This window comes from Enterocloster sp. OA13, from assembly GCF_022440595.1.
GTDB classification, from domain to species: Bacteria; Bacillota; Clostridia; order Lachnospirales; family Lachnospiraceae; genus Enterocloster; species Enterocloster hominis.
In genome coordinates this window covers 4,063,490-4,077,766 of sequence record NZ_JAKNTF010000001.1, presented here as the reverse complement: position 1 = coordinate 4,077,766, position 14,277 = coordinate 4,063,490, and the positions used below count along the sequence as shown (strand labels likewise).

Sequence of the window (14,277 nt, the reverse complement as noted above, 5' to 3'; positions counted from 1 at the left end):
GAGGCAGATGAATACAACATTAATTATAATGGCGGCTGGAATTGGAAGCAGGTTCGGAAACGGTATTAAGCAGCTGACAAAGCTTGGTCCTTCCGGGGAAATCATCATGGATTATTCCATCCATGATGCAGTGCAGGCAGGCTTTAATAAAGTAGTGTTTATCATACGTAAGGAGATTGAAAAGGAATTTCAAAAAACGATTGGAGACAGGATTAAGGGACTGGTGGATATAGAATATGTATTCCAGGAACTGGAGGATGTACCTGACGGATACATTGTACCGGATAAGCGGAAAAAACCGTGGGGAACCGGTCAGGCGGTTTTATGTTGTAAGGATATAGTCAGGGAACCTTTTGCTGTCATTAATGCGGATGATTTTTATGGGAGTGAAGCCTTTGAAAAACTCCATGAATTTCTGGTGGGGAATCATGACGGTGCCTATCAATATGAAATGTGTATGGCAGGTTTCCGTCTGAAGAATACATTGTCTGTAAATGGCGGGGTTACCAGAGGTATCTGCATATTAGATGATAATGGACTACTGAAGGGCGTGGTTGAGACTCCCAATGTCCGTATGGGCTGTAATGGAGACATCCTTCATGATGGAATAAGGGATATGCAGATAACAGCGGATCAATATGTATCCATGAACATGTGGGGCGGATACCCTGCATTTTTCGGGTGTCTGGAACAGGAATTCCGGGGATTTTTAGATGATCTTACAGACAGTACGCAGGACAGCGGGGAGTTTCTTCTGCCGGCTGTCATAGATAAGCTGGTAAAGTCAGGGGAGGCAAGGGTAAGGATTCTTAAGACCAATGGCAGATGGTTTGGGGTTACTTACGAGGAAGATGCCCAGTCTGTCAGACAGGCATTGAAACACCTAACCGTTGAAGGCGTCTATGAAAACGCTCTGTGGAGTAGTTTCCGGCAAGGAGTAATTACATTATGAAGAGAAAAAAAATCATGCCAATCATCATCTGCACCGCCGCATTCGTGACAATCCCGTCCATATCCGCATTTGCCTTGGACGGATGGCAGCAGGATTCTGCCCAGGAATGGATTTATAAGGAAAATGACAGGAAACTGGTGAATCAGTGGGTTGCATGGGCAGACGGAACCCTGCGGTATGTAGGGGGAAATGGACAGATTGTTAAGAACAACTGGGTGAATTCAGGCGATGGACGGTACCGCTTAAAAGAGGACGGTACAAGATATGAGAACCAATGGTTCAGCACCACCTCCAATCCCGCGTTGCCTTCCTCAAAGCCGGTCACCAACTGGTATTATGCGGGGGCTGACGGTAAGATACTGAGGAATGGCTGGTATGAACTGGGAGGAAAATATTATTACTTCTATGAGTGGGGCAATTCCCCCAGAAAAATGTTCTTCAATCTTGAGGATAAGCGCTACTACGTGGATGAGGAAGGCGCCAGGAAGGCGCCTGGCTGGTTTTCCATTGACAATGTGAACAGCAAGGGACAGCCTTATACCAACTGGTATTATGTCACGGAAGATGGTTCCGTCTTAAAGGATGGGTGGCATGATTTGGAAGGAAAGACCTGCTATTTCGATGCCTATGGCATAGCTTACCGCAGCAGATGGTTCAATCTGGGGGATGACCGCTATTATGTGGATGGGAACGGGGCGCGGCAGAGTGGGTGGTTTTCCATTACAGGCACCAACAGCAATGGACAGGAGTATACCAACTGGTATCACGCTGATACCAATGGCGTGTTATGGCGCAATGGATGGAGGGAGTTGGACGGGAACTGGTATTATTTCGACGCCAATGGACTTAATTACCGGAAACGCTGGTACACAGACGGGAATGGGGACAGGTATTACTTGGATGAAAATGGAATCCTTCAGGATGACGGCTGGTTTAAGCTTGAATATACCAACAGCAGTACCGGAGCCATAACTGAAAACTGGTATTATGCATCTGAATCCGGTTCCGTATTTAAAGGCGGTTTCAGGGAACTGGAGGGCAAACGCTATTATTTTGACGCCAATGGCCTTAATTACCGGAAACGCTGGCTGACTGAGGAAAACGGTAAGAGACGCTATATTGGGGATGAGGGATACTTATATCAGGACCAGTGGTTCGTCATCAGCGGCCTGGACTCCAGGAATTCAGATTACAATAACTGGTACTATGCGGCAAATGATGGATATGTGCGCATGGATGGCTGGTATAAAATTGACGGACAGCATTATTGTTTTAATACTTCAGGCGTCATGCGGACAGGCTGGCTGACAGAGACAGCGGATGATGACGATGATGAATACTCTTATTATTACTGTGGGAAGGACGGAGCCAGGGTAACTGGCTGGCAGTGGCTGGAAATCCCGGAAAGCTGGATGGATAATTCGGATGTGGTGGATTACGTACAGGACCACGGCCAGTCAGCTTATTTTTATTTTAGTAAATCCAACGGAAATAAGAAGCGTTCCTCCAGTGGAAAAAGGGAAGTCAAGGTGGATGGAGTAACCTACTGTTTTGATGAAAAGGGTATCATGCACCAGGGCTGGGTAAAACTCAGCACAACAACGCCGGAGATAAAAGGTTACCGTTACTTCTACCAGCCGGAATCCGAACAGGATAAGACATTCCTCCAGGGGGAACGGGCAGATGGGACATGGTTAAAAATAGACGGCCCAGTGGACCTTAACAGTACCGGGCAAAAGGAATGGTATTACTTCGACCAGTCAGGAAAACCGAAATGCGGCAGTGAAAACAGCTATGCCGTTGAGAAAATCCACGACAGCTACTATGTCTTTGACATGTATGGGGCTGCACAATATGGTCTTATAGATGTGAACGGGGAATTCTATTATTGCGGTGGTCCGGACGGGAACCGGAAATGTATCACTGGTAAGACCATGCTGAATGACGGCATAGGGGCCACCCGTTCCCAATATTATTTTGACCTTAAGGGAAAAGGAATCACCGGCATCAAGGACGGGGCATTTTACTATAAGGGAAGGATTCAGAAAGCAGATTCCTCGGCAAGATATGAAGTATTTGACATACCGGGAGAAGGAAAACGGCTGGTTAATTCCAGCGGGAAAATCATGAAAAATACCAAGGTAACTGACGGGAATGACCAGAAATGGGTTCTTGGCTCAGGCGGGAAGATCCTCACCTATGGTTCCGATGAGGTGGCTGAAATACTGGCGCCCGAGGCTACTGTTTCCTATTGATGTGGCAAAGGAGGCGGGCGGATGGAAAAACAGATGAAAATAGCAGTGGCCGGAATGGGGTATGTGGGACTGTCCAATGCGGTGCTGCTTTCTCAGTACAATCCTGTGTATGCAGTGGACATACTTCCTGAAAGGGTAGATGAAATTAACCGCAGGCAGTCCCCGGTTGCGGATTCTGAACTGGAATCATACTTAAAAGAAAAAAGCCTTAATCTGCTTGCCACGACGGATGCAGAGGAGGCATATGGAAATGCTGATTTTGTCATCATAGCAACCCCGACTGATTATGATACGGAACAGTCCAGGTTTGATACATCCTCTGTGGAGATGGTCATTGACACGGTAATGCGTATGAATCCAAGGGCCTGTATTGTCTTAAAGTCAACGGTTCCATTGGGGTTTACCGATGAGATGCAGGCCAGGTACCGGACAGGCTGCATCCTGTTCTCACCAGAGTTCCTGAGGGAAGGAAGGGCTTTGCATGATAATCTGTACCCATCCAGGATCATTGTGGGCCTGGATACATGCAATCCCGTCCAGCAGGAGAAGGCCCGCATATTTGCAGGCCTGCTAAAAGCCGCTTCCTTAAAGGAGGAGGTGCCGATCCTCTATATGGGCCCAACTGAGGCAGAGGCCGTAAAACTGTTCTCCAATACATACCTGGCCATGAGGGTGGCTTTTTTTAATGAGCTGGACACCTATGCGGAGGCGTTCGGATTGGATACTGAAAGTATCATAAACGGGGTGTGCCTGGATCCGAGGATTGGCAACCACTACAACAATCCTTCCTTTGGATATGGCGGATACTGCCTGCCAAAAGACACACAGCAGCTGCTGGCCAATTATGGTAATATACCCAACTGCATCATGACAGCCATTGTAAGGGCCAATCAGACCAGGAAGGATTTCATTGCAGGGCAGATATTAAAGAAATCCCCTGAGGTTGCAGGAATTTACCGCCTGACCATGAAAGCGGATTCAGATAACTTCCGGCATTCCTCCATCCTTGGAATCATGAGGCGGCTGGAAATGAAGGGCGTAAAGCTGGTCATCTATGAACCTGCAGTCAAAGCAGATTCGTTTTTAGGGATGAGGATTATCCGTGACCTGGAGGAATTCAAACAGATATCGGATGTGATTTTGGCTAACCGGTATGACCGGCAGCTGGCAGATGTACGGGGAAAGGTATATACAAGAGATTTATTCCAGTGCGATTAAGCATCCGGGCAGCATAAGATAAAACATGGAATTCTGTACAGGATGGAGGGGAGCGGGACAGCATGAAGATTGCAATGATTGGACACAAACGGGTACCATCCAGGGAAGGCGGGATTGAGATTGCCGTGGAGGAACTGTCGGTCCGCCTGACAGCCTTGGGACATCAGGTTGACTGCTATAACCGATGGCAGGATTTTGGCGCGGGGGCAATGCGCCCGCGCCGGGAATATAAAGGAATACGGCTCATAAGGATACCTACCTTGGCGAACCCCTCCCTGAATGCATTCATCTATTCCGTGCTTGCCGTGCTGCGCGCGGTAATTGGCCGGTATGACGTGATACACTTCCATGCAGAAGGCCCCTGCGCCATGACATTCCTGCCCAGGTGGCTGGGAATCCCGGTTGTATCAACCATACATGGACTGGATTGGCAGAGGGCCAAGTGGGGCCGGTTTGCAACGCGCTACCTCCTGTGGGGGGAAGGGAATGCGGCGCGCTATTCCGATGCCCTGATTGTATTGTCAAATGGGAACCAGCAGTATTTCAGGCATACATATGGGCGGGAGACAATCTATATCCCCAACGGTGTGAACCTGAAACCCTGTCCGGAGCCGGAGGAGATTGGCCGCAGATGGAATCTGGAAAGTAATGGTTATATCCTTTTCCTGTCCAGGCTGGTGCCGGAGAAAGGCCTGCATTATCTGATTAGTGCATATAAAAAAATGGACACGGATAAGCGGCTGGTAATTGCAGGTGAACTGACGAAAAACAATGAATATGTAAAGTTGATACGCGGTATGGCCGGAGATGACCCAAGAATCCTGTTCACTGACTTTGTCCAGGGGCAGGTGCTGGAGGAACTGATGGCCAATTGCTGCGTATATGTGCTGCCCAGCGATATCGAGGGCATGTCCATCAGCCTTCTGGAGGCCATGAGCTATGGCGTCCGGTGCCTGGTCAGTGACATTGAGGAAAATGTTGATGTTTCAGGGGGATTCGCCATGAGCTTCCCAAAAGGAAATGCAGCCATGCTGCAGTCATGCCTTGAACGGATGCTGGGTGAGGACGTAAGCCTTCATGACCGGGAAGGACAGATTGCATTTGTAAGGGAAAAGTACAGCTGGGATCATGCGGTGGATGAGCATATACGCGTCTACGGACAGGTAAAGAGGAAAAAAACAAAATAAGATAACATCAAAATTAGAAAAGTATGTCTGGTGTCCATATGAGAACAGAAAAAAGTATACGTAACATAGTTTACGGCGAGGTGAACGTAATCCTGACCGTCCTTTTGAGTATGGTTACCAGAACCGCCCTGGTCCGTATCCTGGGGCTTTCAGCGGTCAGCCTCAATGGTTTGTTTACAGAAGTAATCGCCGTCTTATCCCTTGCGGAACTGGGGGTGGGTTCTGCCATAACATATAATCTCTATAAACCACTGGCAGGACAGGACGAACAGAAACTGACGCAGCTGATGTGGTTTTACAAAAGTGCATACCGGCTCATAGCAGGATTCATCCTGGCGGTCGGATTATGTTTCCTGCCCTTTGTATCATGCCTGATTAGGAATGCGGAATTTGACATTGGATATCTTAGGCTTGTCTATGTGATATTTTTGCTGAAGACAGTCAGCTCCTACTTTTTTTCATACAAACGGACCCTTCTGGATGCGGACCAGAAGATGTACCTGATTTCAGCCGCCAATACCCTGTTCCGTTTCATTACGGTGGCTTCCAATCTGGCGGTTTTGATGCTGACCCATAATTTCATTGCATACCTGCTGTCGGACGTAGGTGTGACCCTGGCCAATAATGTGGCCATTGCCCATATTGCGGACAGACAGTATCCTTTTTTGAAAAAAAGGGACAGGCTTCCCACGGAAGAAAAGAAAAAGATTTTTGCCAATATGAAACATCTTTTTATTGGGACCTTATCCGGGAAAATCACCAACTCCACGGATAACATACTGATATCAGTTCTGGTGGGGACACTGCAGGTTGGTCTGTATTCCAATTATTCATTAATTATATCAAATGTACGGAAGATATTGCTTATGATTCCCGATGCGGCGGCCGGGAGCATAGGGAACCTGGCTGTGTCAGAAAGCAGGGAGCGGTGCCACCAGGTCCTATGCAGGATGACATTTATCATATACCTGGTAACCACATTCTGCTCCGCCTGTATCCTTTGTATGTCGGACCCCTTTGTTGAAATCCTGTTTGGCAGGAAATATCTGATGGATGATATCCTACAGTATTCCTTTGTGGTGAATTTCTTTTATTTTGTGGTCAGGGAGCCACTGTGGCGGATGATGATGGTGTCGGGATTGTTTGCCAAGGATAAGAACATATCGATTCTGGGAAGCAGCATAAACCTGGTTGTCTCCATTGTGCTGGGGCTTAAGTGGGGCATACTTGGAATCATGCTTGGAACCACGTGCACGTTAATCATCCAGATCATATTAAAAACCAGGCTGCTGTACCGGGAATTCCTGTACCTGGATGCGGCACATTATCAATGGCTTCTGATTAAAATATCCGCGGCTGCCTTTGCAGGGCTGTATATCAGCAAACTCCTCTGCCATATGATGATATCGGCATCTCCATATGGAAGGCTGTGGGTGTATTTTATGGTGGCGTGTATTGTATCGGTGTCCCTGAATGTGGTCCTTTTTTATAGAACAGAGGAATTCATCTATTGCAGGAACCTGGCTGTCAGGATGCTTAAGGAATATGTGAGTGCGAAAGGTAAATGAAAATGGAATTTTCTCTTGTGGTACCTGTATATAATACGGATCCGGCTTATTTTCATCAATGTATGGATTCCATACTGGGACAGGATTATGAAGGTGACTATGAAGTAATCCTTATTGATGATGGATCCACTACAGATATAGGAAGCGTATGTGACAGCTATGGGAATAAGGATTCACGTATCATGGTTGTACACCAGGAGAACCGAGGGGTATCTGAGGCAAGGAATGAAGGCATACGCAGGGCGGGTGGGGACTGGATATATTTTATTGACCCGGACGACTGGATTGAATTAAATGCACTCTCAGGTGCGGCTGACATATTGGAAAAATACAATCCGGACATCCTGTACGTTGCCTATGAAGAAAACATGGCCCATGCCTCGGTATTGCATGGATATGGCCCTAAAGGCTGGCTGGCGCTGGATACGGATGGTAAGGAGGACCTGGGTTTAGGACTGCTGGACAATACATACTGCGGCCTTCCGTGCTGTTTTGGTTCGGTATGCACCCAGTTCTACAGAACCGGTTTTTTGAAAAAGAATCAATTGTATTTCCTGCCGCAGCTTCGCAGGATGGAGGATACCATGTTCAATCTCCATACGCTGGATGCCGCCTCCAGCCTGGGTGTCCTGGACCAGGTGGTTTATCATTACAGGAAGAACCCACAGTCCATCTGCAACCGGTTCAACCCTGCCATCCAGGAGTATATATTGGAGTTTAACAAAGTGTTACATGAGTACATCCAGGGAAAACCAGAGGACTGGAACCGGGCGTTTGAATATAAAGCCACAAGGAATTACTGTGAAATCCTCCGCCTGTATTACCTTAACCCCGGTTGGAACGCGGACAGGAAACACAGGAAAGCGCAGTGGGAACAGTTAATAAGACGCACTGCCTATGCTTGGTATCTGGGAAAGGACAGCTATAAACGTATTCTTAAAAAGAGCAGGAGATACGCAGTCATACTATTCCTGACCTATAACATACAGTCCTTTTTCCTGTTGGAATGTTTTTGGAAAGCATATAATCTGGTCAGGTGAGTCTTTGGATATAAAAAACAGTGAAATTGTAAAAAAGAGTATGGCAGCGGCATTCATCCTGATTATGACTGCTGCATTTTACGCCACCGCTGAATATAACGGCGGCCTGCCGGTATTGCCGGTGGGAATCCGTTACGTGGCGGACGTCCTGGTGATTGGCATGGGACTCTTATGGATCCTGGTTACGGCGGACTTCCAAAGGATACGGTTCCTATATTCCGTCTCAATGATCATGATGGTCCCGATAATCGGCATCGGGCTTATATCCATGGTGATATGGCTGGTGCGGTGCCAGGAAACATCCTTTGTCACAAGGGGGACCATCAATGTTGTATGCCTTCTTCTTAATATACTGTGCGCGGCATCGGGCTATTATATGTTTGGGAAGAAGACTGTTTCGTATATGCTGTACGCGTCCTGCGCAACGGTTTTTGTGATTTTGCTGGACCTTATCAGGAACCATGGAGCCGGAAGCTTCCTGTCGGAATATATCGCGTTGATTACTACCTTTGCGGATACAACAGGCCCAATCATGAGGAAGATGGAACTGCATGACCTGACCCAGGGGCTGGGTGTGTTTGTGATGTATTATCTGTATTGTGCCAGGAATAAGCAGTGGTATGTTGTGGAATTCATATGCGCGGCATTTTTCTTTTCCACCGGATTAAAGAGAATCGATGTGCTGGCTATCCTGGCAGCGTTATTGGTGGGAATCATATATGACGCTGTGTCTGAGAGAATGAAGACCGCATTCCTGGCCGTTATTGTGTCAGGAATGTTTATTTTTTCGTACCTGTACCTGTATCTGATTAAAAAGGGCTGGTACCAGCCGCTTATGGATTACTTTGGGATTGACACCATGAGCAGGGGGTATTTATATGACTTCTTTAAAGAATACTATGAGATGTCTCCCGCATTCCTGGGATATGGAATCCGTTATATCTTTAAAATCAGGAACGATTATAAGACAACAGGGGTGGGCACCTATGTCCCGGGCATGGCCCACAATGATATAATGACACATTTCATCGAATTGGGTTTTTGGGGATTCATCTACTGGCTGTGGAGCAATACCTGGTATAAAGTTTCCGCTGTGAAGAAAAAATTCGGTTCCAGGGCATCCGGATTCATGCTTCTGACGGTCATATACACATTCATTACATACCTTACGGATAATACCTTCTTTTATTATTCAATTAACATAGTGGCACACATTACGGTTATTGCATATGTGGATGAACACAGACTGGTTCAGGAGGAGGGCAGCTTATGAGTCATAAAGGCAATGTATTCTTAATCATAAATACATTCCGTACCTATAAATGGAAACTGATGCTGTGCATGGCCATTGTCACGCTGGGCCTGGGATGCAGATTCTACATAAGCAGCTTCCAAGCCTCAACCATCTGGTTTGCATATAACTATGAAAGGGCGTCCAAAGGGCTGAATCCCAATGGTTCACGTTTCAATGCATATGAAATCAAGTCAGAGGCAGTGCTTGAAAGGGCGCTTGAGCTTGCCGGGGTCACGGAGATAAGCCCGGAAGAACTGGGGGAGAACATAACCATCCAGGTACCGGTGAAAAGCGGAAGGGATTACATCGCAACCCAGTACAAGGTTACATATATTTCCAATAAGGAACTAAAATCCGTGGACGCCCAGTCCATGCTTCAGATGGTCGCCTACGCGTATCTGGAATATTTCTATGACAACTATACGGACAATACATCAATCCTCCAGTACAGACCGGCGGATACGGAGGGCTTGGAGTATCGCCAGATTGCCCGTTATTACAACACCAAACTGATACAGCTTAAGAATTATGTGAATGGCAGGATTGAGGAGAACAAAAGCTTTGTCTCGGACGGGGGCATCACATTCCAGGATATCAGGGCCAAGGTCGATAACCTGCTGCGTATCAACCTGTCTAATTTCCGTTCATTTGTTACCGAGAAAGGCCTTTATAAAGAGCGCCAGTCCTATGTTGAACTGCTGGATTATAAAAATTATAAGGATGACAACATATATTCCCTCAATACAAAGACATATAACCTTTATAAACGCTGCATCGAGCAATATGACCCCAAGCTGACCGGGGTTGTGCTGGTCCCGTCGGTTGACAGGAATCAGGATTTCTATATGTCCAAGACAAAGACGGGGATTGACCATCTGGCGGAAAATGCAGTGGGCGCGGAGGAAACCGCTGAAAAGAAACGGGCGGATATAAAAAACAGGCAGTCCATCATTGACCATATTAAGGGATCGGATAATCAGGCATCCGATCTTAAAAAGGCCGATGAAATGATATGGAAGATTGACGCGGAATTAAAGAATGTGTCCAACCAGGCCATGCAGATAGATGTGGAATACTCCAGATATAAAAATAAGGATTATGTGACGGTAAAAGATAATCCGTTGGGGCTCATGACCAGGATGAATTTCACAAAGGCAGTTTTGCTGTCAGCGGTATTTACAGCATTGGCGGCAACGGCCGTAATGTACAGGGAGAATAAGCGCAGTACAAGGGAGGACGGGCAGTGAAAGAATTCCAGATTGTTCGATATGTAAGCAATTGGAAATACCTGATTGCTTTGTGCACGGTCCTGGGCGGCATTATTTTTTATGGTTATTTCAGCCGGCAGCAGGTATACACTGCCTACGCAATCATTTCCTATACGAATACAGATGCTAAAAGCGGAAAGACCCCGTCAGGAACGGACATCGATGTCAGTGAAATATACTCCCCCAATGTGGTGGCGGATGCAATTGAAAAATTGGAAAGCAATGTCAGCGTGGATTTTGTGAGGAGCAGGATTAAAGTTGAACCCATTATTTCGGATGAGGAGCAAAAGCGCAAGGAAGCCATCCTGAAGGAGGGGGAGGAGTATGAAGAGTCCCCCACGGACTATTACATATCCTTTTCCGTGGGAAAGGACTATTCTGAGGATTTTGCCAAAAACATGCTGAACACGGTCCTCAGCAGCTATTTTGATTTTTACAGTGAAAAGTATGTCGCAAAGGCAGTCATACCCAACAATGTGGAAAATATAGGTAAGGGTAATTACGATTACATTGAGAGCATCGATATCATGAAACAGTCCATCGGTGAGATACTGGAGTATCTAAACAGCAACCAGGCAAGCTTCCGTTCTTCCAGGACAGGATACAGCTTTTATGATTTGATTACATCCTACCAGCTGCTGGAGGAAGTAAGCCTGGACCGGCTGTATGTGGACGTGCTTTCGGGTCGTAAGACCAAGGACAGGGCGGTCCTGGTTGAAAAAACCAATGATGAAATCCAGAGCCTTCAGATCCAGCTGGAAAAGATGAAGGCACAGTCGGACGAGCTGCTTCTTACCATAGGGCAGTATAATCCGAAAATCCTGGAAGCCCAGGAATACAGCACGGATACGAAAGGTGCGGAAACCGCCAACTCCATCATCCTTCAGGATATCTATGAGAGAAGGGATGAGGAGGGGAATATCTTCTACAGTGAGAATACATATGATACATTGATATCCCATTATGTGGATTATAACAAAGAGATATTCAGCCTGGAACAGCAGATTGAGGAAAAAAAGTATATCCTCCAATGCTTTCAGGACAATACCGGGGCAGCCTTGTCTTTGAGCAATGAAATGCTGGAGGGCCGTATCCGCCTTGTGGCGGACAGGATGGATTCCCTTTATGGGATTGTGGCCCGGACCGGGAGGGAATATAACAGCTATCTGGTCAGTAAGAATATTGCAATGCAGAACAGTGTGGATGCATATGCGCAGCTGAACCTGAAGCTTTATATGACAATGGCGTTTGTCCTGTTCTTCGGCATCGGATGCTGCGGGGCAATCCTCATCGGCCGTATCGGTGATATTGTGGAATACACTTTATATGTGGACAGGAAGACCAGGCTTCCAAGCAGGCTCAGCTGCGATGAACGGATTGAGAAGATTAAGAAAAGAGGGGCGCTGGGAACCTTTACCTGTGTGGTGCTTTCCGTTGAAAACCTGAAAGAGGTCAACCGCACCATCGGGTACTCTGCAGGCGACAAGGTTCTGGAAGAAATTGGAAACATATTAAAATCGCTGTCAAAGGAATATGGTTTTATTGGCTATAATGGGGCGAACCAGTTCCTGTGCCTGCTTGATAACTGTACCTATGGCAAAGCGGAATTCATGGTGAGCCTGTTAAGCGAGGCCATTAAACACTTTAACGATGGGAATCCAGGGGTCATGATTGAGATGAAGGCCAGGATTGCGGATTCAAAGAAGACAGGGATTTATCAGATTAACAAACTTATTTCAAAAGCTTATGAGATGGAAGGGATAACAATAGGTTAGACAATGGAAGCAGGTTTGGTCAGTGTAATAATCACCACATATAAACGGGAATTCACCATGCTGAAGGAAGCGCTTGACAGTGTGCTGTCCCAGACATACGTCCCTATGGAAATCATAGTGGTGGATGATAACGGAGGGAACGGGGAATATACCCTCCGGATTGAGGAGGGACTGAAGGCATACCCGGAAATCATATACATAAAGCAGCCTCATAATTCCGGTGCACAGGCAGCAAGGAATACGGGAATCATGGCCAGCCATGGGGAGTTCATTGCGTTTCTGGACGACGATGATTTATGGGAACCGGAAAAGCTTGCCATGCAGATCCCGTGCTTTGAGAATCCCGGGGTAGGGCTGGTGTTCTGCCAGGGATATGTGTTTGATGACGGCGATATAGGGAACAGGCGTTTATACCACCAGGAAGGAACGTTTAAGGAGGAGCCTGATTTTAACGGGATGCTTGAAAATGACACAATCGGAACCACTTCCCAGGCCGTTGTCAGGAGAACCGTATTCGATGACTGCGGAATGTTTGATGTGGGCTTCCCGGCAAGGCAGGACTACGAGATGTGGCTGCGGATCCTGAAACGGTATAAGGCAGCAGGGATAGATGTCCCCCTATTCAATATGAGGGTGCACAAGGGGGAGCGGATTACCTCTGATCCGATGCGGGGAATCCGCGGATACCAGAAGGTATATAAAAAATATAAAAAGGATTTCAAACAGAACAGGGCAGCCCGCACCAACCTGCTGAATGAAATCTGCTGGAGATTGTGGAAACAGGCGCACCGGTACCCGGAAAGCATCCTGTATGCAGTCCGGCTGTTCTTTATCAATCCTGGTTTTGTGCTGGGCAAGGGGCGTATGGGGAAGCTGGGCCGCATTTTAAAAAGAGTCATGATCGGTATTGTAGCCTTATTGGCCCTGGCGGCTGTGTGGCAGAAAATAATGTCGGACCAGGATACGCTGGAACTTTCCTTTTACCATGTCAAGTCAGGGAAGGTCAGGGAAGGGTTCCGTATTGTACAGCTGTCGGACCTGCACCTGAAGGAATTTGGGGAAAATAACCAGGAACTTGTTGCAAGGGTGAAGCTACTGGAGCCGGATATCATTGCCATTACCGGGGACATGAATATGGAACATGATGATGACTATCATGTGGTCCTGGATCTGTGCAGGCAGCTGGTGGATATAACCGATGTATATTATGTGATGGGCAACCACGAACTGGTGGACTATGCGCACCGCAAGACCAAAATACGGGATGATATTGAACAAACAGGCGTGCACATGCTCTTTAACGATGCGGAAATGATTCAGGTAAATACCAATGACATCTATATTGCCGGTTTGATTAACGAACCTTACAATTACGTGGAGTACGGCGGGAAGCGGTTTATGGATGAATATGTCAGGAGTGAGGAGTTCAAGCTGCTGCTGGTGCACTATCCGGAGTACTTCATGGGGGAACTGGAGGACATGCCGGTTGACCTGGCTCTCTGCGGACACGCCCATGGAGGGATGGTCCGGATTCCTTATCTGGGAGGTGTCTATGCCACGGAACAGGGCTTTTTCCCGTCTCTTACAGAAGGACAGCATGAGATAAATGAATCGGTTGTCATTATCAGCAGGGGCCTTGGGCAGAGCCATCCCTTCCCGAGGATTAATAATAAACCGGAAATTGTTGTGGTGGACGTGAACTGGTATTGATGGGTGACAG

The 14,277-nt window shown here is 47.1% G+C and carries 10 protein-coding genes; all 10 read left to right on the top strand.

Annotated features, from left to right (window positions below; translation table 11 throughout):
• Positions 1-7: 7 nt before the first annotated feature.
• The 10 genes from MCJ35_RS18050 (at position 8) to MCJ35_RS18005 (ending at position 14,267) form a co-directional block, all read left to right on the top strand.
• A complete protein-coding gene (locus MCJ35_RS18050; protein WP_008718939.1) occupies positions 8-952 on the top strand; it encodes a sugar phosphate nucleotidyltransferase in 945 nt (314 codons plus the stop codon).
• On the top strand, positions 949-3,207 hold the full coding sequence (locus tag MCJ35_RS18045; RefSeq protein ID WP_025486068.1) for a hypothetical protein: 2,259 nt from the start codon (positions 949-951) through the stop codon (positions 3,205-3,207). Before MCJ35_RS18050 ends, MCJ35_RS18045 begins: the two co-directional genes overlap by 4 nt.
• A gap of 21 nt (positions 3,208-3,228) precedes the next feature.
• Positions 3,229-4,425, top strand: a complete 1,197-nt coding sequence (locus tag MCJ35_RS18040; protein WP_268812678.1) for a nucleotide sugar dehydrogenase — start codon at positions 3,229-3,231, stop codon at positions 4,423-4,425.
• Between the two features lie 62 nt (positions 4,426-4,487).
• Positions 4,488-5,612 (top strand): glycosyltransferase family 4 protein, encoded by a 1,125-nt coding sequence (locus tag MCJ35_RS18035; protein WP_025486072.1) that lies wholly within the window; start codon positions 4,488-4,490, stop codon positions 5,610-5,612.
• 38 nt (positions 5,613-5,650) lie between these two features.
• Positions 5,651-7,180, top strand: a complete 1,530-nt coding sequence (locus tag MCJ35_RS18030; RefSeq protein WP_240299602.1) for a lipopolysaccharide biosynthesis protein — start codon at positions 5,651-5,653, stop codon at positions 7,178-7,180.
• The gene (locus tag MCJ35_RS18025) at positions 7,177-8,220 is read left to right on the top strand and encodes a glycosyltransferase family 2 protein (protein ID WP_227796255.1); all 1,044 of its coding nucleotides are present in this window, start codon (positions 7,177-7,179) and stop codon (positions 8,218-8,220) included. Before MCJ35_RS18030 ends, MCJ35_RS18025 begins: the two co-directional genes overlap by 4 nt.
• A gap of 4 nt (positions 8,221-8,224) precedes the next feature.
• Positions 8,225-9,493: an O-antigen ligase family protein gene (locus tag MCJ35_RS18020; RefSeq protein ID WP_025486080.1), complete on the top strand. Its 1,269-nt coding sequence runs from the start codon at positions 8,225-8,227 to the stop codon at positions 9,491-9,493.
• The gene (locus MCJ35_RS18015; RefSeq protein ID WP_008718924.1) at positions 9,490-10,761 is read left to right on the top strand and encodes a hypothetical protein; all 1,272 of its coding nucleotides are present in this window, start codon (positions 9,490-9,492) and stop codon (positions 10,759-10,761) included. Before MCJ35_RS18020 ends, MCJ35_RS18015 begins: the two co-directional genes overlap by 4 nt.
• Positions 10,758-12,557, top strand: a complete 1,800-nt coding sequence (locus MCJ35_RS18010) for a diguanylate cyclase domain-containing protein (protein WP_008718922.1) — start codon at positions 10,758-10,760, stop codon at positions 12,555-12,557. Before MCJ35_RS18015 ends, MCJ35_RS18010 begins: the two co-directional genes overlap by 4 nt.
• Positions 12,558-12,572: 15 nt before the next feature.
• Positions 12,573-14,267, top strand: a complete 1,695-nt coding sequence (locus tag MCJ35_RS18005) for a glycosyltransferase (protein ID WP_162158543.1) — start codon at positions 12,573-12,575, stop codon at positions 14,265-14,267.
• The last annotated feature ends 10 nt before the right edge of the window (positions 14,268-14,277 follow it).

Coding starts and splice junctions, on each gene's coding strand:
- MCJ35_RS18040 (WP_268812678.1), top strand. CDS start 3,229: ATGGAAAAACAGATGAAAATAGCAGTGGCCGGAATGGGGTATGTGGGA.
- MCJ35_RS18025 (WP_227796255.1), top strand. CDS start 7,177: ATGAAAATGGAATTTTCTCTTGTGGTACCTGTATATAATACGGATCCG.
- MCJ35_RS18035 (WP_025486072.1), top strand. CDS start 4,488: ATGAAGATTGCAATGATTGGACACAAACGGGTACCATCCAGGGAAGGC.
- MCJ35_RS18045 (WP_025486068.1), top strand. CDS start 949: ATGAAGAGAAAAAAAATCATGCCAATCATCATCTGCACCGCCGCATTC.
- MCJ35_RS18050 (WP_008718939.1), top strand. CDS start 8: ATGAATACAACATTAATTATAATGGCGGCTGGAATTGGAAGCAGGTTC.
- MCJ35_RS18015 (WP_008718924.1), top strand. CDS start 9,490: ATGAGTCATAAAGGCAATGTATTCTTAATCATAAATACATTCCGTACC.
- MCJ35_RS18030 (WP_240299602.1), top strand. CDS start 5,651: ATGAGAACAGAAAAAAGTATACGTAACATAGTTTACGGCGAGGTGAAC.